The 21,761-nt window shown below is 58.0% G+C and carries 15 protein-coding genes; 11 read left to right on the top strand and 4 right to left on the bottom strand.

Annotated elements, in window-relative coordinates:
* Positions 1-1,150 precede the first annotated feature (1,150 nt).
* The 6 genes from IHE30_RS12315 to IHE30_RS12290 all read left to right on the top strand — a co-directional run bounded on the left by IHE30_RS12315 (position 1,151) and on the right by IHE30_RS12290 (position 8,173).
* A complete protein-coding gene (locus tag IHE30_RS12315; RefSeq protein ID WP_337690972.1) occupies positions 1,151-2,065 on the top strand; it encodes a LysR family transcriptional regulator in 915 nt (304 codons plus the stop codon).
* Between the two features lie 299 nt (positions 2,066-2,364).
* The gene (locus tag IHE30_RS12310) at positions 2,365-2,640 is read left to right on the top strand and encodes a hypothetical protein (RefSeq protein WP_337690970.1); all 276 of its coding nucleotides are present in this window, start codon (positions 2,365-2,367) and stop codon (positions 2,638-2,640) included.
* Positions 2,641-3,055: 415 nt separating this feature from the next.
* Positions 3,056-4,516, top strand: coding sequence for a DegQ family serine endoprotease (locus IHE30_RS12305; RefSeq protein ID WP_337690969.1), 1,461 nt, complete (start codon positions 3,056-3,058; stop codon positions 4,514-4,516).
* 170 nt (positions 4,517-4,686) lie between these two features.
* On the top strand, positions 4,687-5,010 hold the full coding sequence (locus IHE30_RS12300) for a hypothetical protein (RefSeq protein ID WP_337690968.1): 324 nt from the start codon (positions 4,687-4,689) through the stop codon (positions 5,008-5,010).
* 118 nt (positions 5,011-5,128) lie between these two features.
* A complete protein-coding gene (locus tag IHE30_RS12295) occupies positions 5,129-5,884 on the top strand; it encodes a ProQ/FinO family protein (protein WP_337690967.1) in 756 nt (251 codons plus the stop codon).
* 717 nt (positions 5,885-6,601) lie between these two features.
* A complete protein-coding gene (locus IHE30_RS12290; RefSeq protein ID WP_337690965.1) occupies positions 6,602-8,173 on the top strand; it encodes a hypothetical protein in 1,572 nt (523 codons plus the stop codon).
* Between the two features lie 147 nt (positions 8,174-8,320).
* Here the strand turns inward: IHE30_RS12290 and IHE30_RS12285 are convergent, their stop codons facing one another.
* On the bottom strand, positions 8,321-9,760 hold the full coding sequence (locus IHE30_RS12285; protein ID WP_337690963.1) for an F-box domain-containing protein: 1,440 nt from the start codon (positions 9,758-9,760) through the stop codon (positions 8,321-8,323).
* Between the two features lie 502 nt (positions 9,761-10,262).
* Between IHE30_RS12285 and argG the strand changes: the two genes are divergently transcribed.
* The 5 genes from argG (at position 10,263) to IHE30_RS12260 (ending at position 17,728) form a co-directional block, all read left to right on the top strand.
* On the top strand, positions 10,263-11,621 hold the full coding sequence (argG, locus tag IHE30_RS12280) for an argininosuccinate synthase (RefSeq protein WP_337690961.1): 1,359 nt from the start codon (positions 10,263-10,265) through the stop codon (positions 11,619-11,621).
* Positions 11,622-11,688: 67 nt separating this feature from the next.
* Positions 11,689-13,134, top strand: coding sequence for an NAD-dependent succinate-semialdehyde dehydrogenase (locus IHE30_RS12275; RefSeq protein WP_337690959.1), 1,446 nt, complete (start codon positions 11,689-11,691; stop codon positions 13,132-13,134).
* Between the two features lie 318 nt (positions 13,135-13,452).
* Positions 13,453-13,596 carry a TetR family transcriptional regulator gene (locus IHE30_RS12270; protein WP_337690958.1) on the top strand — a complete coding sequence of 48 codons (144 nt, stop codon included), beginning with the start codon at positions 13,453-13,455 and terminating at the stop codon, positions 13,594-13,596.
* A 124-nt stretch (positions 13,597-13,720) separates the two neighbouring features.
* Entirely contained in the window at positions 13,721-16,363 is a 2,643-nt protein-coding gene (locus IHE30_RS12265) for a response regulator (protein ID WP_337690956.1), read from the top strand.
* Between the two features lie 120 nt (positions 16,364-16,483).
* The gene (locus IHE30_RS12260) at positions 16,484-17,728 is read left to right on the top strand and encodes a phosphatidylserine decarboxylase family protein (RefSeq protein ID WP_337690954.1); all 1,245 of its coding nucleotides are present in this window, start codon (positions 16,484-16,486) and stop codon (positions 17,726-17,728) included.
* A 217-nt stretch (positions 17,729-17,945) separates the two neighbouring features.
* Here the strand turns inward: IHE30_RS12260 and IHE30_RS12255 are convergent, their stop codons facing one another.
* The 3 genes from IHE30_RS12255 to IHE30_RS15225 form a co-directional block, all read right to left on the bottom strand.
* Positions 17,946-19,064 carry a hypothetical protein gene (locus tag IHE30_RS12255; RefSeq protein WP_337690952.1) on the bottom strand — a complete coding sequence of 373 codons (1,119 nt, stop codon included), beginning with the start codon at positions 19,062-19,064 and terminating at the stop codon, positions 17,946-17,948.
* A gap of 659 nt (positions 19,065-19,723) precedes the next feature.
* Positions 19,724-20,653, bottom strand: a complete 930-nt coding sequence (locus IHE30_RS12250) for a DMT family transporter (protein ID WP_337690950.1) — start codon at positions 20,651-20,653, stop codon at positions 19,724-19,726.
* A gap of 252 nt (positions 20,654-20,905) precedes the next feature.
* Positions 20,906-21,037, bottom strand: a complete 132-nt coding sequence (locus IHE30_RS15225; RefSeq protein ID WP_443193662.1) for a hypothetical protein — start codon at positions 21,035-21,037, stop codon at positions 20,906-20,908.
* Between the last annotated feature and the right edge of the window lie 724 nt (positions 21,038-21,761).

Genomic DNA, 21,761 nt, shown 5'->3' with positions numbered 1-21,761 from the left:
TGATGTAATAATTATGTTGTTTGCATCTGTAAAATTTATCCATCTGAAAAAATGAATTTTTAAGTGCATCTGCGACGCTTGGCTTGCGGGTTCCATCGGAAACACCAGATGGGTTGGTGTCAACGTCGGACGTAATGGGGTTTTCCCACTTCCTGGCTAGTGAAGATGACGGTCAAGCACGATATCTCATCACTCGGGCACCGGTGTGGATTTTCCCTTCAATGCCTGTTGCCCACTCCCCGCATGGATGTTTTTGGAAGGGGACGGTCGGGCTCAAACGATGCTTCGTTTGCTCAAGAGCCACGGTGATGAGCCATGCACAGCGACACCGCAGCCGCACATCATGGGCATCGTGACGGGCCATTCAAACGCGGCCCTTGCTACGCTACCTTATTGGCCGATCTCCAGAAACGCCGGCTACTGGATCGGCTGCCGCAGCGCGGTGCAACGATGGCGGCGAACTGGCTAAGTCGTCATTGTGCAGTTCGGTTTGTGTCGCGCGGTCGCGCTGGCGCCTATGCTGAAGGCATTTCGCACGGTGATTCACATGGCCATGCTAAATTGTGTGTCGAACCGATGCTAGCCCACGGCACAAACTTCACACAAAGTGTAAAACAGCCACGCTCAGCGTGCTGCTGACAGCATGTCTTCCGGCGTTCGCAAGCATTCGTTTCATAAGCGCTCATGTCTGTGATGCCGTGCTCTTCACGCGTATGCAAGGATTTGGAGCGCGCCGGCGGTGTCTTGCCCTATCGTCGCGGGCCGAACGGGCATGAATGGGCGGCAGAGCGAGCCGCTGAGGCCGACGCGCCTGACAGCGTCATTGCATGTCGCCCAGTAGATGGCTGCCTGAGCCCGATAATCAAAGCTTTCCCGAGGCGTCGGGCGCTGGCGGCCGCCGGATTGTCGTGCGCGTCAGCGCAATCGTCACCGAACCTTAACAATCATCAGCCTTCTCTGTAAGCCGTAAGCTGTGCGTTCAATGCACCGCGCTCCATACTATTCGATGCGGCATCGGTGAAAGTCGGGGAATCGTCCCGCACACCGGCGCCGGTGATCTCGTGGCAGGCGCCCATTCGGCTAGCCGGCGACGGTGCCGCGCGGAACCCGCTATCATCCGCGCGTCGGTCTTATCAACAGGAAGGACAGCGTGGACAAACTCACCAGCATTCGGGTGTTTCGTGAAGTCGCCGAAGCGGGCAGCTTCGTGAAGGCGGCCGAGCGCTTGAGTATCTCGACTGCGATGACGAGCAAGCATATCGCCAGCCTCGAGCGTGAACTCCATGTCCGGTTGCTGAACCGCACCACGCGTCAGATGAGCCTGACTGAGGCAGGCAGCGTGTATTACGAACAATGCTGCGAGGCACTGGACATGCTGCAGGCCGCCGAGGCGGCGCTCGGCGCACAGAGCAGTCAGCCGCAGGGTGTGCTGAAAGTCTCGGCGCCAGGCTGGTTCGCGACGCGGCGATTCGCAGACTTGGTCGCGGCTTACCAGCACAGGTTTCCCCACGTGTTGATTGACCTGCGGCTAGAAAATCGCTTTGTCGACCTGGCGCAGGAAGGCTATGACATGGCGCTGCGCGCCACCTCTGAGCCGTCGCCGTCGCTGATCGTGCGGCCATTGTGCGCAGTGCCGTTTATGCTAGTGGGCGCACCCGATTACCTGGCCCGGCATCGCATGCCGCGCGAGCCGCTCGACATCGAGGCGCATCGGATTGTGCTGCCAACCTATACAAACCTGGACAGGGTTGAGCTGTTAGGGCCGCGTGGACGGTTCACAGTCAGGAATCGCGCGGTGCTCAAGACCAACGACACGTTGATGGCGCTGCAATGTGTTAAGGCGGGGCTGGGTTTGGCGTACTTGCCGGAGTGGATTGTCGCGACTGAGGTGCGGGACGGCGCACTGCTCAAGCTGCTGCCAGACTATGTGTTGTTCTCGCCGCGCGTGTACGTCGTCTACACGAGCCGCAAGTACATGACGCCAAAGGTGCGTACTTTCATCGATTTTTTGTCCGAGGCACTGGGCTCGGACGGGGCCATGCCCGCGGCGGACGTCGCTCGATAGCCCACTGCGGCAGGTAGCTGGACCGACCATGCGCGTAAGGTGCCGTGCAGCTTGCGACATTTCGCTCAATATTGCACTGCGCAAAAAGAAGTAATATTGATGAATCTTTAAGGGGGCGATGACGACTGCTACCCTGACACGATGACTCATTGCCGCATTCCGCATATTGAGCCAATATAATCATGTAAATAAAGGTGGTGACGTAAGCATCAGTCCGGAGTTCCGACGTCGCGCCAACGTCCTCCCCAAAGCGGAAGATAAGCGGGATGGATGATCGGATCCTTGAACAGGGGAATGGAATGGGTGAAGAATCGAGTCACGGTGGGCGACCGTCGTCGCCGGGCGCGCGTGGCGAGCGGCCGGATGTCGACCAGCTGGATGCCGCGCTCAACCACGTGGACACACAGCTTTCGTCAGGCCATATCGCAGCCGGCGCAGCCAAGGGTATCCTGTACAGCTTAATCGAGACGCTGGGGGCGCTGGTCGGTGATCCGGACCTGCCGGATCACGCGCGCTCAGGCTACGAGGGGTTGCTGGAAACGGCGCGGGCGTTGCGCGCGCGGCTTGGCAAGTAGCGCTGTGGCCGCGTGGCTCGCGGCCAGCACCGCCTATCACTCATAACAGGAGCCAGCCGGTGCCAGCCGTCACGCGTCTGCACGCGCACACGGCCAGGGACGGAGGTGAGCGACTGCGCTACGACCAATAGCCTGCATGCTTTCAAGTCCTCTTAAAAACGCACCATCCGTTCGTATACTGCGCATCCCCCCACCTCGGGGCCGCGCTAACTTCGCTATTCCGTGGGTCCGACGATGAGCAGCCTGTATGACATGGAATCTCCGTATTAGACAGGGCGATGTCACCCGGGCGCCTTCGGACAGGATACGCGGCATTGCGCAGCGACCCTGACGATCTCGATTTTAAGACAGGTTTAAGCGGCCGCTCCTATGCTGGCAGGCATCGTAGCAGTCATTCCGACGAGGAGCGCAATCGATGAAAACCAAAATCCTGTCGCGTAGCGCCGTTGCCGTCGCGGTGGCGGCCGCATTATCGGCCGGGTACTTCGCTGGGCACAAGGACATTGAGCCTGTGCAGTCGGCCCATGCCGCTCCGATGATGCCGGCCGAGGCCGCCGCGAAGACCGGCGTACCCGATTTCTCCGGGTTGGTTGAAACGTACGGCCCGGCAGTCGTCAACATCAGCGCAAAGCATATCGTGCGGCAAGCCGCACAGCGCGGGCTGCCGTTGCCACTCGACCCGAGCGATCCGTTCTTCCAATTCTTCCGCCGCTTCTACGGGTTCGGCGGCAACCTTGGCCCACAGCAGGAGGTGCCGAGCAGCAGCTTGGGTTCGGGCTTCATCATCAGCAAGGACGGATATATCCTGACGAATGCGCACGTGGTCGACGGCGCGAACGTGGTGACCGTGCGCCTGACCGACAAGCGCGAGTTCCGCGCGAAGGTGGTGGGCAGCGATAAGCAGTCCGATGTGGCGGTGCTCAAGATTGACGCGGGCAATCTGCCGGTGGTGAAGATCGGCGATCCCAAGCAAAGCAAGGTCGGTCAGTGGGTTGTCGCGATCGGCTCGCCGTATGGTTTTGACAACACCGTGACGTCGGGCATCATCAGCGCGAAGTCGCGTGCGCTGCCAGACGAAAACTATACGCAGTTTATCCAAACCGATGTACCGGTGAATCCTGGCAATTCAGGTGGGCCGTTGTTCAATCTGCAGGGTGATGTAATCGGGATCAACTCGATGATTTACTCTCAGACCGGCGGTTTCCAGGGCCTGTCATTCGCGATCCCGATTGATGAGGCGATTCGTGTGAAGGATCAGCTAGTGAAGACCGGCCACGTCAGTCGTGGACGGTTGGGTGTGTCGGTGCAGAGCGTGAACCAGGCGCTGGCAAACTCGTTTGGCTTAAAGCAGCCGCAGGGGGCGCTGATCAGTTCGGTCGAGCCCGGTGGACCGGCCGCGAAGGCCGGGTTGAAGGCAGGCGACGTGATCTTGCAGGTCAATGGCGCGCCGGTGCTAAGCTCGTCGGAGCTGCCCGCGCAGATCGCAGCGATGCAACCGGGCACGACTGCAAAACTGCAGGTGTGGCGTGACAGGAGCACGAAGGACGTGAATGTGACACTGGGCGCGTTCGCAAACGGCAAGATCGAGTCCAACGATGCGCAAGGCGCGACGCAGGGCCGGCTTGGTGTCGCGGTGCGCGTATTGACGCCGCAGGAGCAACGCGCGGTGCAAGCCCACGGCCTGCTGGTGCAGGATGTCGCGGGCCCGGCAGCGGCTGCCGGCGTGCAGCCTGGTGATGTCATTCTGGCGGTGAACGGTCGGCCGGTTACGACGCCCGCCCAGCTCGCATCAAGTCTTTCGCGGGCCGGTAGTAGCGTTGCGTTGCTGGTGCAGCGTGACAACGCACAAATCTTTATACCGGTTGACCTCGGCTGAACCATCATGCACGCTGGCTGCAGGGTCGGCGTGGTGCGAATGGGAAATGCAACCGCCTGGGCCGTGCTCGTCGCCGTCGATGCGCCGCGCACGGCGGAGCCTGGGACCGCAACGTGAGCACGCGCAATCATTGGCACGCCGTAAAACGACGGCGCGCCAATGATTGTCCGGTGATCCGAGGCACGGCGGCGAGCTTCGATTGCCTCGCGCAGAACGCGCTTGCCGTGTCCAGTCAGCCTGCTAATGTGGGCGTGATTCTTGGGCATCCGCGCGGGTTGGTGCTGATCGACCGCCCAAATGGATTGCGGTTGCCGACTGGCGATTGCCTGCCGCCGGCATCGAACGTTGCCAGCCTGCGTGGCGTGCTCGATAACGCGCAGCCACGCGCGCCGGTGCGAATCGTGCCGCTTACGGCAATATCCTGGAATGAACTGCGCGACGACGTGGTGGTCTCGATGCTGGAGCGCTATGTGATTGAGCGCAGCGAGGACTGATTTAGCGCCAATTCTAGTACGCCGCAGCCGCCGCACGCGGCTTCGTGGCCGACGACAGTCTCTTGCGCCCAAAGACGAACTGCTACAATGGGCAGACTCCTTTTAAATAATAAGCAACATGGGTTTTGAGCAACTTGCCGCGCTGAAGCAGCAACTCGCTGCACAGGCTAAACAGCAACGTGCTGAGCAGGCGAAGCAGCGTACGGAACGAGGCGGGCCGCAGCATGCCGAACAAGGCAAGCAGCAGGGCAAGCAACAATCCGCGGCCTCTCATGCAAAACTGGCACGAACCGGGCAGGGCGGCCAACAGCGGCCCGTTGCGCAACGCAACAAACCGGTCGATCCGGTGGTGGAAGCGATCTGGCGCTTGCAGAAGCATTTTCCAAAGGCTTTTCCTAAAAAACCCGAACCGAAGCTGCCGCTCAAACTCGGTATTCATATCGATGCAATGCAGCACGCGAAGAAGTTTGGACTGACCGAAGCGCAGATCAAGGATGCGATCGCGACGTGGTGTCAGGGTAATCGCTACTGGGATTGCCTTGTCGAACATGCTGCGCGTGTCGATTTGCAAGGCAATCCTGTCGGTGAGGTTTCGGCGCCGCAGGCAGCACGCGCGCGCTGGCTGGCGTCGCGGCGCTCGCATTCGCATGGCGGTGCCAAACGACAACGCGCCGACGCGAAGAGACAACGCGCCGAGGCGAAGACCGACGCGGCATGCTTGTCAAACGAAGCGCGGATAGCAAAGACGTCGTCGCAGCCGGCGCAGCAGCCATCGGCACATGCAGCGGTGGACGTGCAGCAGATGGAATGCCGTGGCGCTCATTCGGCCGAAGCGCATGGAACGATCCAGGACCAGAAGAAAAATTTGGAGTGAGGCCGGGGATAGGATCCAACTGCTGCGCCAGCGCAACAGCGATGCGCATAATACGTGCACGAGCGTTTGGCGCGGACCACATCACGGAGCCCTGTTGTTTCGTTGCCATGTCCGAACACACCTGCATCGTGATACGCAACGGCGTAGTCAGCATGTTTAGCTTGTAAAGGTAAACATGCAAGGCATGCGTAAGCTTATTGTCAGTATATAGGTATCCATATTATTATATGAATGCCTATATGATTTGCATGGCTAAATTATTTTGTTGAGAATGGCAACAGTAGGTAGTGCGTTAGCCATGAACTTGTTTCGTAGTGGTACGTACTCTTAAAGGCGTTGCTTGGCAAAATATGCTCTGGTTTGTCCACTGGAGAACGCAGCCTCAACGCTGTTCGATTTTTGATGAATCCCTTCAACGTTTTTTCTCACGCTCATTCCTCCCACGCCGCGAATTTTCACCAACCGGACGGTGTAACGCAAACAGGCGCCGACGCCACATCGCATCAAGTACAGCCGCCCGTCCATTCGGCGCCTCGGGCTCTTCAGGGGGCGATCATGACCTGGTCGTCGGACCCGGCAACGAGAACTCTGGCAAATTCCTCCAGCACCAGAAATTTTCACCAACCGGACGGTGTAACGCAAACAGGCGCCGACGCCGCATCGCGTCCAGTACAGCCACGTGTCCATTCGTCACGTCGGGCGCCTCGGGAAGCGATCATGACTTGGTCGTCAGACCCGGCAAGGATGACCCTGGCAAATAGTAGCCAGCTTCGGCGAGGTAGGCGTCAGCAACCCCCTGTAACTGGGCCGGTCGACTTTGCCGAATTGGATGATTCGTTGGATGATGACATTCGGCGTTCATTCGATTCTGAAAACTATACTCGTTCGGATAATACGAATGTATGGACACGGGGGCGAACTCGCAGTGGTTCACCCATGCGAGGTCAATCGAGGCCAACACGACGTGACGAATCGGCTACGGTTGAAGATCGGTCTTTACAGCGTTCATCCATCAATATTTCGTCGCTAAACAACATGTTCCGGCGCCTTCGATCGCCTTCAGCGTCCAACCAGCAACAACCGCTAATAGAGCAGCATGCTGGGACCAGCGTAGTTTCTAGGGCTGCGACAATTCAGCAATATCTTGCTGGTCTTAACGCGGTCGCAGGTTTTGTTGGTGTGGCGAAGGCTCGTTCTGTGTCCGATATGAATTTTAATTTGTCACGAGAGGACGAGTTGATCCTGTCCGATTTAGAAGACCGCTTCGCCTCTTTAGGGGAAGCTTGCCCGGAATTTAAGTATAAACCATCTGAGGACGGACGGTTATCGGGCATTTTGCGTTATTTTTCTCATTGGCTAAATGTAAAGCATAAAGGCAGTTTTGCTGAGTATTTGAGGAGTCAGCCGGTTATAGATCACTCAAATATTTACAACCCTACCACTTCGTTTAATTTATTTAAGAATGATTCTGATTTAAAAATAAATTATAAATATAGAGCTGCGCTTGATAGGGCTATCAAAAAATTTAAATATTTGCTTGAGTGGGAGAGGGAGAGGCAGTTGTCGCAAATGACGGGCTTTGATGATTTAAGTTTGTTAAACACTGCGGTGCCTAACCTGGCTAGTGATGCACATCATATCATTAATCTCCGATTGCAACTGTCGTCGCCTAAAGAAAAAGATGCTGATATCCTTAATGAATTTCGGGAATCGCCGGTATATCAATGTACATTAAAAAAAATAAAGGATTTTGTTGAAAAAGAATTTGGTTTCGATGAATCGTTGAGTGTTATAAGGTTAGAGGCTGATAGAGAGTTTAACAATGCGCTGGAGAAAATTTTTAAGGCTGATAAAAATATATCAAAAAATTTCAAAGACGATTTTAAGCGATCGATTAATGCTTTGCGTGGAAAGGAAAGGGCTCTTTTGATGGGGAATTACGATAATTTATTATATCCGCGAGACAAAAAAGCTTCCGATAATATTTATAATTATTGTAAGAATAATGGAATTGGCCTTGGGGATAGTAATGTCAATATCAAGTCATTAAAAGTTTTTTCTTATTGGCTGGATGCTAAGGGTTATGGTATCGACTTAGCAGATATTGTAACCGGAATCTATTGCAGAGAATTAGTCGATAAGTCGATAAATGAATATGTTTTGGATGAAGGGGTTGAGCTAAGATTTAGAAGTGTTATAAAAAATTTTGTTGGGAAGCTTAGAGATATAGAAAATATAAGCAATATATTAAACGGTGATGCTGGTGTGCATAGCAGCGTTAACGCTTAATGTTGGCTGATTGCGCGGTGCATGACATGCAGAGGTTCGCTTAACTCCAGCTAATTGCAGTTGACTCATATTAAGAGCTGATGAAGTCGATGACCGCATTTATGTGCATGCTTGGCACCGGTGACGGTTGTCGACTAATAGTGTAAGCTAATGCTTGTTGGCAGTGTAATCAAGCAAAAAGGCGCGGGTCTGCTGAGTAAGGTCGTTACGCTCGACAAAAGCCATGATTTCAATTTCGATATTCTTTTTTTTCACGGGGGATGATTCCCATGTGAAAGAATATTTTTTCATTGCTTCAAGCACGTCCACGACGTCCATTTCATCGCCGCCGTCGAGTAAGCGTAGTGCACGTTGCCATACTTGTTTGAATAATAAGGTGTTTTCTAGCCTCAATGTGCCCCATAGCAACCCAAACGCCACCGCTGCACGCTGCGAAGGCTCCACGCGTTGAATGGCGGTTTCGAGCAACGAAAATTCATACGCATGTAAATCGGACGGGAGCAGCATTAGTGCGTATGGCAGATAGCGCAACGCGCTGCCCAACTGGTGATTCGGTAATGACAATGTCATGAGACGTATATTGGTAAAGTACTCCGGCCTTTGAGCTTCCGGAATAGCCCACATTGCCTCGGCCAATGCGCCAATCGGTGCACCTTGGTGCGACTGCGGTAGGCGCTGCACCCATTGTTGAAGTATTTCATAATATTCGATAAATTTTGCCTTATCGACATAGTAAGACAGCCTGGCCAGGAGCGCCGCGAGTTTTGTAATCAAATCGGCTTGCCCAGCTACGCTTAAATTGGGAAGTCGGTTTAGGAAAACCCGATATTCGCTTTCAAACCGTGAACGGTCGATTGACAGGTATTCTAGCAGCGATGCCAGCTCGGCCCAGGTATTGTCCTGCTCTCTGCCTCGTCGTTCGGCAATTGCATACGCAAAATTATACATTTTGCGTCGCTGTGGGGCTGGACAATCGCTTATCAGCTCGATCATCTCTTTTTGTATCTGCAAGCGTTGCTTTTTGGGCATGCGGTCTGCAGCCTCAAAAATAAGTGAGAATGCCGTCGGCTGTTGCGCATCGGGCAAGTCTAATATTAGCTCCCCTAGCATGCTGAGTGGCTCAGCGCGCAACGCAGGGTTTGCGCGAATGCGTTCAATCTCGGCTAACACTTGAAGCACTGATGCTAAATCAAAATTACTATCTCTTAGGTGCAAGGCGCGTGCATAGCAAAGATAGCGTAGCCGCTGTTCTCGCAGCACGTGGTAGGTGCGCCTGTCCACGGTCGCTAGATCGCTGATAGAACCAAAGGGTACGTAGCCGGCCACCCGCTGGATGATTTCGGGCGGCAGATCTCGGTAGGTTGTCGGACGGTTTTTACGAACTACTGTCAAGTCATTTGCTGGTGCTTTGGCTTGATTTTCTGTTGCACAGATCATCGGCTCTTTCACCGTACATGCGCTCGCGGGCACCACCTGACGTAATGAGCCAGGCGGCACGGCTGCAGCAGCATGATGGTTTTGCTGGCTCTGCATTGCGCACATAGCCACCTGTGCGCTGGTAGATGCAAGGTTCGGATCAAAATCCATGGGTGCTTTTGTTAAGTCGATGGTTGAATAGGCATGCGGATAGCGTCATGGGTACAGACACTTGTCGTTGCACTGCGAATGCGTCGCGGCGCCTGGGCGTTCATTGCACTAGCCGTGCGATTTGCCACAATGGGCAAAATTAAAAGCGCCGAGGTGCACAGTGAAGGCTAGTGGAAAAACGTTGCCAAGTACATAGGTTAAGCAGTATCCAGTAATTGTTAGTCTGATTAATTACGACTAATGTGTTTCTAAACAGCATCATGGCGGGTTAATCTAAGGCTGACGCGCTGGCGTGAGACATTCACCGCGCACGCCGCGATACATGAGAGCGTGCGGTAAGTACCGGTATGGCGCGCGGGCTGCGCATGGCGTGTAGACTATTGGCAAGAGACGGGGCGTTTGGCCCGAACGCCGTCCGCGTTGCGTTTGGTAATACAATTGATGCCCTGTGGGCGCGACGCCCTTCTGCAAGCGTTTTATCCGACATTTCCGCACATCAGCTATGGCAACTATCCTGCAACAACTTCCGCGCGGCCAAAAGGTCGGCATCGCGTTCTCCGGCGGCCTGGACACCAGCGCAGCGCTGCACTGGATGCGCATCAAGGGCGCGATCCCGTATGCGTACACGGCCAACCTGGGCCAGCCCGACGAGACCGACTACGATGACATCCCGCGTCGTGCGAAGCAGTATGGAGCAGAAAACGCAAGGCTGATTGATTGCCGCGCACAGCTCGTTGCAGAGGGCTTTGCCGCGCTTCAGTGCGGCGCGTTCCACATCAGTACCGCCGGTGCCACCTACTTCAACACGACGCCGTTGGGCCGCGCAGTGACCGGCACGATGCTGGTGGCGGCAATGAAGGAGGATGGTGTCAACATTTGGGGCGACGGCAGTACGTTCAAAGGTAACGACATCGAGCGCTTCTACCGTTATGGGCTGCTCGTCAATCCGGGCCTGCGCATCTACAAGCCATGGCTGGACCAGGCGTTCATCGACGAGCTTGGCGGCCGGGCCGAGATGTCTGAGTTCATGCGCCAGGCAGGCTTTGATTACCGGATGTCAGCTGACAAAGCGTATTCGACCGATTCGAACATTCTCGGCGCCACACATGAGGCCAAGGATCTGGAGCAGTTGGACAGCAGCGTGCGGATCGTCGCGCCGATCATGGGCGTCGCGTCGTGGCGCGACGACGTGCAGATTGCCCGCGAGGACGTGACCGTGCGGTTCGAGCAGGGGCTTCCGGTGGCAATCAACGGCGTCGAATTTGATAGCGGCGTCGAGCTGCTGCTCGAGGCGAACCGCATTGGCGGACGGCATGGACTGGGCGTGAGCGACCAGATCGAGAACCGGATCATCGAGGCGAAGAGCCGCGGCATCTATGAAGCGCCGGGACTGGCGTTGCTGTATATCGCCTACGAGCGCCTGGTCACGGGTATTCACAACGAGGACACGATCGACCAGTATCGTGACAACGGTCGCCGTCTTGGACGACTGTTGTACCAGGGCCGCTGGTTCGATCCGCAGGCGATTATGCTGCGCGAGGCGTCGCAACGCTGGGTTGCGCGTGCGATCACCGGCGAGGTGACGATCGAGTTGCGTCGCGGCAACGATTATTCAATCGTCAACACCCAATCGCCGCATCTGACCTACCAGCCCGAGCGGCTGACAATGGAAAAAGGTGAGTCGACGTTCTCGCCGTTGGACCGCATCGGCCAGTTGACGATGCGCAATCTCGATATCGCCGATACCCGCGACAAGCTGCAGATCTACGCGGAGACCGGCGTGCTCGGTGCCAAAGGCGAGATCTCGCTGCCGCAACTGGAGCAAGGCGAAGGCCGGCACGGCGACGACGCGGGCCAGTAACGTCCCGCTGCGCCGTATCGCCAAGCAAGCAGCATGACCGTACTCTAACTTTCAGGGATGAGGCAGCATGGCTACGTCGAGCTATACGGACACCCAACTTCTCATTGATGGCCAATGGTGCGATGCGGCGAGTGGCACGACGCTCGACGTGGTCAATCCGGCGACCGGTCAAGTCATTGGCCGCGTCGCGCACGCCGGCATCGTGGATCTGGACCGTGCGCTGGCGGCTGCGCAGCGCGGCTTCGATACTTGGCGCAAGGTACCGGCTCATGAGCGCGCGGCGACGATGCGCAAGGCTGCGGCGCTGGTGCGCGAGCGCGCCGAGGGGATCGCGCGGCTGATGACACAGGAGCAGGGCAAGCCGTTTGCAGAAGCGCGCATCGAGGTGTTGTCAGCAGCCGATATCATCGAATGGTTCGCGGATGAAGGGCGGCGTGTATATGGCCGCATCGTGCCGTCGCGCAATCTTGCAGTGCAGCAGTCGGTGCTGAAGGAGCCGATCGGGCCGGTCGCCGCCTTTACGCCTTGGAATTTTCCGGTCAACCAAGTCGTGCGCAAGCTCAGCGCAGCGCTCGCATGCGGGTGCTCGTTCCTCGTGAAGGCACCGGAGGAAACGCCGGCGTCGCCGGCGGGGCTGCTGCAGGCGTTCGTCGATGCCGGCGTGCCGGCCGGCACTGTGGGACTCGTGTTCGGCGATCCCGCGGCAATCTCGAGCTACCTAATTCCGCACCCGGTGATCCGCAAAGTGACGTTTACTGGATCGACGCCGGTTGGCAAGCAGCTCGCGGCGTTGGCCGGCGCGCACATGAAGCGTGCGACGATGGAGCTGGGGGGCCACGCGCCGGTGATCGTCGCCGAGGATGCCGACATCGCGCTGGCGATCAAGGCGGCTGGTGCAGCGAAGTTCCGGAACGCGGGGCAGGTGTGTATTTCCCCGACGCGTTTTCTGGTACACAACAGCATCCGTGAGGCATTCGAGGCGGCACTGGTCAAGCACGCCCAGGGCTTGAAACTCGGTGACGGGCTTGCGGAAGGCACCACGCTCGGTCCGCTGGCAAACGCGCGTCGTCTTGCGGCGATGACGCGGATCGTCGAGAATGCGCGCGCCACCGGTGCGACGGTGGCCACCGGCGGCGAGCGGGTCGGCTCCGCAGGCAATTTCTTTGCGCCGACGGTATTGACGAACGTGCCCCGGGAGGCAGACGTGTTCAACCATGAGCCATTCGGGCCCGTTGCCGCGGTCCGCGGCTTCGACCGGCTCGAGGACGCGATCGCCGAGGCGAATCGGTTGCCGTATGGCCTGGCCGGCTATGCGTTCACGCGTTCCGTGCGCAATGTGCATCTGCTGTCTCATCAACTCGAGGTCGGCATGCTTTGGATTAACCAGCCTGCGACGCCGTGGCCCGAAATGCCGTTTGGCGGCATCAAGGATTCGGGGTATGGGTCCGAGGGCGGGCTGGAGGCGATGGAGGCCTATCTGGTTACCAAGGCGGTGTCCGTGACGGCGGTTTGATCTCGCCGTGGCGCGGCCGCGGTATTGAGGCGCTCGGCAGTGCTGGTCGTGTTCGACGCACACGCCCGCGCCTTGACACATTCCATCAGTGAGAGCGTCGTGGCTCGTTCGCTGGGAAGCGGCGCGAGCTGTGCATCGGCGCCGTTAGGCTGCGCATCGCCACGGTTGCGGGAGCGAGGATGCGAGTCGAAGGCGGTAGAATTCACGTTTTCTTTATAGTCTGCGATAACCGATCTGACCGCCATGTCGATGAAAAACAGCGCCCCGTCGAAAGCGTGGCATACGATTAGGCCCGCAGACGTGCGGCGCAAGGAACCCATGGCTGTCGGCGCCAAGCTGTTTGTGCACAACGGTATCAACAAGACGACGATCGACGACATTGTCATTGAGGCAGCCAATTCGAAGGGTGCGTTCTATTATTATTTAAGCTGCACAACGTGGCCCGGCGCCCGGCGCGCTTGAAGTGCCGCGCGGTTTGCTTAGATGATCATTCGCTACGTTTCACCGATCTGCGTGGCGGTTGCGGGCCGTCGTGGCGGCAGGGGGGCGGGTGCAGGAATGCCGCGCGATATTTGCAGAGGGAGCCATGTCCGTGCTCGACGAATCTCGGCGCCATGTGGGCGGCGATGGTGAAATGGCGCAGCGGATCCGGGCGTTTGACTGGTCCGTGACCGAATTGGGCCCGATCGAGCGCTGGCCGCAGAGCTTGGTGTCGGTGATGCAAGTGGTGCTGGCCTCTCCAGTGCCGATGGTGGTGCTGTGGGGCACCGAGGGCTACATGCTGTACAACGATGCGTATGCGGTATTCGCCGGCGGCCGGCATCCGTACTTGCTCGGCTGTCCGGTCGAGCAAGGCTGGCCGGAAGTGGCTGCGTTCAATCGCCGTGTGCTGGAAACTTGCCTTGCCGGCGGCACGCTGACGTATCGAGACAAGGAGCTTGTGCTGCTGCGCGACGGCAAGCCGGAGGACGTCTGGATGGACTTGTACTACAGTCCAGTCGTCGGCGATGATGACGTGCCTGCAGGCGTCATCGCGGTAGTCGTGGAGACAACCGAGCGCGTGCTGACTGAACAATCGCGGCAACATGCGGAAGCCGCGCTGCGGTTGGCCAACGAGCGGATGCAACTCGCGCTCAATACCGGCGCGGTACTGGGCACGTGGGTCTGGGACGTGGGCTTTGGTACGGTCAGCGGCGACGAGCGCTTTACTCGCACCTTCGGCGACGTTTCGCAACGACAAGTCCGCGACATTGGCGATCTATTGTCCATTCAGCAGCTCGATCCTGATGACGTTGCCCAAGTGCAGGCGCAGATGCTTGCGTCGCTGCGCTCGCAAACGCCGTTTCGCGCCGAATACCGGATCACACGTGCGGACGGCGAATTCCTTTGGGTGCAATCGAGCGGACAGTGGGAGCTGGATGCGCACGGAGGGCCACGCCGGCTGCCCGGCGTGCTGATCGACATTCATGAGCGCAAGGTCGCGGAAGCGGCATTAGTGCAGTTGACGGCCACCCTGGAGCAGCGGGTCAAGGATGCGGTTTCCGCGCGGGCGGCGGTGGAGGCGCAACTACGCCAGGCGCAAAAAATGGAGGCGCTAGGCAGCCTCACCGGCGGGGTCGCCCACGACTTCAATAATGTCTTGCAAGTGATCAACGGCAACCTGCAAATGTTGTCGGCGGAGCTGGCCGACCACCCGGTCGCGCAACGCCGGATCGCAACCGCGGCGGAGGCGGTGCGGCGCGGTGCCCGGCTGGCGTCGCACCTGCTCGCGTTTGCGCGACGCCAGCCGTTGTCGCCGTCGGTGGTCTGTCCGCGGCAGTTGCTCGAAGGCATGGATGAGATGATCCATCGTTCGCTTGGCGAGACGGTCAATATCGATACGATCGTGCCGGATGACTTATGGAACGTGCTGGTCGACCGCAATCAGCTGGAGAATGCGCTACTGAATCTGGCCATCAACGGCCGTGATGCGATGCGCGGCGAGGGCACGTTGACGATCGCCGCACGCAACGTGGTCTTGGACGGCAAGCTGGACAACGGTCACGGCGGTGAGGGTGACACTGAGGTCGGGCCGGGGGAATACGTCTGCTTTTCGGTCTCGGATACCGGTGTCGGCATGTCCGCCGAGGTGCTCGAGCATGCCTTCGAGCCGTTCTACACGACCAAGCCGGAAGGCCATGGAACCGGGCTGGGCTTGAGCATGGTATTTGGCTTTGTCAAGCAAAGCGGCGGCCACATGGCGATTGATAGCGTGGTCGGGCGGGGCACCACGGTCGAGTTGTTTTTTCCGCGCTCGCTCGAGACGCCGTGCTCAGACTCGCCCGCGACACCGGGCGGCGTGCCGCGTGGTAGCGAGACAGTGCTCATCGTCGAGGACGATGCGGACGTGCGCCTGACCGCCGTCGACATGATTGCGCAGCTTGGCTACCAGGTGCTGACTGCGTCGACCGGCGACGAGGCCAAGGTGATACTGCTCGGCGACGCGCGCATCGACCTGCTGTTCACTGATGTCGTGATGCCGGGGGACGTAAAGAGCCCCGAACTGGCTCGCCTCGCTGCGCAACGGGTGCCGTCGGTGCCCGTGGTGTTCACATCAGGCTATACGCGCGACGAGATCTTCCATCATGGCCGGCTCGATCCGGGCGTGACGCTGCTGGCCAAGCCGTATCGGCGTGATGAGTTAGCGCACAAGCTGCGCAGCGCGCTCGAGGGGCAGTCTAGGGGGCGGGCGCTGCCTCGGTCGGCGTTGTCGCCCTGCGATGACGAGTCGCCCTCACTCTCTCCCGCCGAGTCACCCTCGCCTTCGTCATTGTCATCACTTGCGATCACACAGTCCGCCGCCCACGGGCCGTGCGACGAAGCCGGGCAATTGCCATGTCGTGTACTCCTGGTAGAGGACGACGCACCATCGCGCGAGGCGATGCGCGACTTGATCGAGGTGATGGGCTTGCGCTGTTGTGTGGTCGGCAGCGCGGAGGAAGCGCTGGAGCGGGCCGCGGCGCAGCGCTATGACATCCTGCTGAGCGATCTCACGTTGCCCGGCATGGCCGGCGACCAGCTTGCATTGGCGCTGCGGCGTACCCAGCCGCATGTCCATGTGTTTCTGATGTCGGGGTATGGGCAATGCGCGGATGTCGACCCATTGCTCAACGATGTTCCCGTGCTGCAAAAGCCGCTGGACGCGCTGGCGCTCGGTCGTCAACTTACGGCGTGCCGCAAACTGGCTTAGCGGTGTCGTTTGCTGGCTATCGCAGCGCAGTCGCCGCGTGATATGACGGTGCTCGCAGGTAAGCGACTTGCTCAATCCGGTGTGTTCTATTCCTTAACCTATCGATAGATGGAGAGAGCAATGGCAACTGGAAAGAGCGCTGCCACGCGCGAACGACGGCGGCTCGGCGGCTGGCTGCCCAACCAGGAGGATGCGCTGGCACAATATCGGCTGGAATTGGCGGCATGCGCAAAAGCACGCCACGGCTTGCGTACCAGCGTAGTCCAGGAGTTGGCCGCGTTGGTGAGCAATGATGCGGTTTTACGCATGAATCTCGAACGGGCCATCGATGATGCGCGTGGTGCGGGCTACCAATTGGGCTACGCGACGATCGATGAGTTGATGGCCTTAATCGATTATCTGATGACATATGCGCCGCCCTTTAGCGAGTCGAGCCTGGTCGTCTGTCCCTTCAATGCGTTGGTCGATTGGCCGATGTGCATGCCGTCCGGCTATGCATTTTTTCGTGACCCGGCGCTCAATGCCCAACTCAAGCGGGTATTGGATTATTGGTGTGGTTTTCTGAGCGGCCCGTACTCCCGAACGCATCTCAACACACAGTCACCGCACGGCTGGTTCTGCGACGAAGCGCTAAAAAAACTTGGCATGATGGAATTTATTTGCGATCCTCAGCAACCGTATTGGGGCTTCGCATCCTGGAATAGTTTCTTTACACGCCAGTTTAAGCCCGGCGCGCGGCCTGTCGACGCGCCGCACGACTCTAAGGTTATTGTTAGTGCCTGCGAGGCGTCACCATACAACATTCGCTCGGACGTCCAGCTTCATGATCGCTTTTGGATCAAAGAGCAACCCTATTCGTTGCAGGAAATGCTAACGACGGGTGAGCGTGAGTTGGCCAAGCGATTCGTCGGCGGATCCGTATACCAAGCATACTTAAGCGCGTACAACTATCATCGTTGGCATGCGCCGGTCAGCGGGACGGTATCAAAAGCGTACTGGGTCGATGGCAGCTATTATTCTGATTTGGAGGCCGAAGGCGTTAGCTTGAGCGGGCTGAATGCCTCGCAGGGCTACACCACCGCGATTGCCGCGCGGGCGGTGATCGTGATCGATTGCGATGACCGCACGCTTGGGCAGGTCGCGTGCGTGTTCGTCGGAATGGCCGAGGTCTCATCATGCAATATCGTGGCGTTGCCCGGGCAGCATGTGGACAAGGGTGAAGAGGTCGGTTATTTCCAGTACGGCGGCTCCACATACTGCCTGATATTCGAGCCCGGCGTGATCGAGCAGTTCGAGCCGCAGCCGCCGTTCGATGACAATGCCGAGCCCATCAAGGTCAATGCGCGGCTGGCGACGGCGCGATAGGCCCCGCCCCGCATCAAGCTCGCGGCTAGTGCGCGTCGAAATCATTGCGGGCGCATTGCCGCTAAGCAACCAGGCGAGATCGATCGGGTACGGGTACTGCTATCCTACGCTGCCTATCCTCAACCGCGCGCGCCGGGGATAGGCAGAGCATCGATAGCGCAACGCAGGCTGTGCAAGCTGCGGTCCTCGCGAGGAATGTCACCGATCTATTCTCACCTTATTGATACGAGTTCATAATATTCTCTAGTTCGTCGAGTACGGACTGCGCGCGCTGCGCTGGCAGTAGGCGCAGCAAGGCCGGCTCCAGTATTTGGAGTCCGTATGCGAGATGCTCGCGCGGTAACTCTGCCCACCCCTTTGAAAAATAGCATAGCGCAATGGTCAACTCCTCGTCAGGCAGCGACAGCATCACATCACGCAGCTGCGTGTACTCTGTGAGCCGGTCCATTTCCGGCAAAACCCATATGGCACTTGCTAGCATGCCAAGCGATGCGCCTTGAATAGAGCGTGGCAGCTGCAACGTGTGTCTGCGTAACACTGCATACAGTCCACGAAGGCGGTCGCCTCTTCTATCAAAGCCAAGCATGTGTCTACACAATACCGGGATCAGCTTCGCTTGCTCGGACACCCTCAAGGAGGCAAGCCGAGCCACGAGCGCCTGATAACGCTCGGCAAACCCAGGTGAGCCAAACAGCAAAAATACCAAGCTATTAGCCAGCTCCGTCCAGACATTGTCCTGCTCGGGCGCACGTCGTTCCGCCATCGCATAAGCAAAGTCGAATAATTCCTCGCGATGGTTCCAATGAAAACTGCGCAATGAATGCAACAACAGCGCTTTTTGTATCTGCACGCCATCCTTCGGAATGCGCTGCGCCGCCGCGTACACGCGCTTGAAGGCTTCGCCGCGCTCGTGATACGGTAACGCTTCCAAACGCTGGCACAACGCTCCAAGCGGCGCGACGCGCTGCCCCGGATCGACAAGCGTGCCATCCATCTCATTGAGCAACTGGTTGACTGACGCGAGGCTCACGGCTTGGCTGGCTTGTTGCCAGTAGCGGTAGACTAAGCGCCGACTGTGCATCGCATGATACGTACGACGATCGACTGCTGAAAAATTGCTCACGTCCTGAATGGGGACGTAGTCACCGATCTGCTGAATCAATTCGAGCGGCAGGTCACGATATGTCGTGGGCCGGTTGGCCGGCGGGCTCGCCGGCCCGCCGCTTGCCGGTTTCAGTGTCGGCGGGGGCGCCGACGCAGCAGCTTGGGGACACGACTCCAACGCACACAGGTAGGCTGGGCAGTCGTTTAAAGCGACATTTAGATCAAAATCCATCGGTAAGCTCGACAATCGATAAAAAACGGCGCAATACGAAGCGAGGCCGCACAGCAGGCTAGCTGAAAACGGGAAGCTGAGTACAGCGATGGACCGTGAATACCATGTTCTTGGCGAATAATGCAATGCCGACATGCGGAAGCTGTTGCATCCTTTGTTGGCAACTCACAATGTTAAAGAAGCTTGTGCGAAGCTGGCAATGGTAGGCGGCATGCAGCTGAAACAACGTGTGGATCAAATAAGTGATGGTGCAGGTTGAGTGACATTCCACCATCCCGGGCCTCACCGTACCCCCGTAGCGTGAAGCGCACGAAATTTGTCCATTTTGCTCTTGCGCAACGCCATGGATCATTAATAGGCGAGTCTTCCGGTAAGGCTGGGTCAACCTTACCCATTCGTCTCGCTGAGATTGACGCTATTTTATTGCCGGTGCAGCCGCGCCTTGAGCCCATCGCCGATTGGCTGGCGATGGTGCTTACTATCCGGGGCCGCTTTAGGAATCGGTGGCGATGATATCGGCGGCCTCAAGGCGATCCTGGTGCTTGGAAACGGTTTCAACATGGAAAATGGCCATTCCCGGCCGAACAACCGGATGATTAGGCTGCTAAGCGTACGCGGGACTGTCGCCGCTATCCGTGTTGTCAATATGTGGCACGTCGCTATGATGGCTGCGGACGCAGTCGCTCGACCAGGCCCGTGGCGAAGACGGCACCCACCAGCACGATGGCGCAGCCTTCCATCATCGATATTGATATGGATAACGAAAGGAATAGCGAATCCCAAAGCATGCCGAACACTGGGATCACAAAGGTGGCGGTCATTGCATGAGTTGGCCCGCCGGCGATGAGCAGGCGAAAATACAGCACATAGGCAACGCCGGTGCACGCCACGCCGAGCGCCAGCGCCGCGAGCCACGCCTGTGTCGAAACGGGTGTCGCTGGCCACGCCCATGCGGCAAGCGGCAGCAGTACGATCGATGCGCCGACCAGGCTGCCGGCCGCGATCATCAATGGGTCGATGTCGGACAAATAGCGCTTCGTATAGTTGGCCGCGATGCCCAGCAGCGCCGTGGCGGTGAGTCCCGCGCCGGCGGCCAGTGCAGTGTCCCGCGCATACGGCGCTGCGCCTGCGATGCTAGCCGTTGCACTGACCTGATTTCCGACTAGCAGCGTTACACCCGCGAAACAGAGCGCGATGCCTGTGATCCGCATAATGCTGAGCCGGTCCCCAAGCCACAGGAAGGCCACCAGCGCCCCCCACAGCGGTGCAGTCGCGTTGATCACGGAGGCCAGGCTCACCGATAGGGCAGGCACGGCATACGCAAACAGGCAGAACGGTATCGCAGCGTTCAGCACGCCGAGTACGAACAACGGCCACAGCTTGCGTTGCGAATCACGCCATTTGCCCTCCACGCCCTTTCTCGCGATCAACAGCGCAATCAAGAAAGTGGCGCCGATCGACACACGCAACGCCACCATCGGCACGACACCAAGCTCCGCAACGCCGATGCGCACGAAAAGAAACGACGTACTCCAAAGTGCCGCGAGCGCCAGCAAGTTGGCCAAGTTAAATACCGCTTGCGAGATCATGCATAGCCTTTGCAGGGTGACCGGCATTGCACGTTACACGCGTCGGCAAGTCCGGATGGGACAAGGGCAACTAGATAAGCGCCACTATCTCAAACTATTCGAAAGGGCGAGCCGTATCGGTGGGGTTGGCGGAGCGGGTTAGGCTTTCGGCGGATAAAGCATGGTGAGCGCAGCGGCCGTTGGCTTGTTGTGATGGGCGGTCTATGGATCGGTTCGCTAATTATCGTGGTATTGTTTTATACCATGATCGCGTCACAACTCCATCACAGTCCGGCCCACATCGATAGTTAATGCGGCCGGCTCTATTGTCGTCAACAGGTCCAATGTGCGCCCCAGCGCGACGAAGATTCCCTGCGCCAAGCGGTTTTCCTTGAAGATTTGCACGATCGCTTGCAGGTATCAACTCGGGCAAATCTAGTGGATTCTTATACCAGTTGTAGAACGCTTTTTTCTTTTTCCGGTAGGCGGAATCATCGATGTGCTCGTACAGCTCGATGTGCTCGAGTATGTAGCGCTGTTCCGGATGCGTGTTTTTCTAGCCGCGCGGCATGAACCGGCCGCGCATCAGTACGCCGTCCATCGACGGGTGCCCCGTAGAAGAAGGTTGGATAGGTTTAGGTTATCCATTCTCGTCCGTGTACACATATGGCGGCCTAGCACGCCTAATATAGACTAGACAAAATATAGGCGGTGACTTGCGCAAAGCATGCAATCGCCAGAATTGAAAGTGCGGCCTGCATCGATCCTTGTGAGCCGGTTGGTGGAGAATTGGCCGTCGATGCATAGCTGAAACGGTCCGTTACAGCGCATCGTAAGGGGGTAAAACATTTTGATCCGACAAAACGCTGCGGAGTTATGCCGACACGCTATGCCGCAGCGTGCGTTGTGTTTATTACATCGTGTTAGTTCAAACGACTGCTGCGTCAGGGGTCACGCTGCATCCCATTTGCGCGCGTGATTGTCGGCTCGATGCGAATGGGTGCGTGCGTGGCTGCCGCCGCCTGTCGGCATCGAGGCAATCGGTGCATCGACATGCGGCGTGGGCCGCAGCGGCGACGCAAAGCGACAGCCCAGACGACAGACAGGCCGGGCTGGGATGGTGGGCTAC

Origin of the sequence: Mycetohabitans sp. B46 (assembly GCF_037389205.1) — a bacterium.
Taxonomy (GTDB): domain Bacteria; phylum Pseudomonadota; class Gammaproteobacteria; order Burkholderiales; family Burkholderiaceae; genus Mycetohabitans.
The sequence above is the reverse complement of the archived record's forward strand: the minus strand, read 5'-3'. Positions and strand labels throughout refer to the sequence as shown.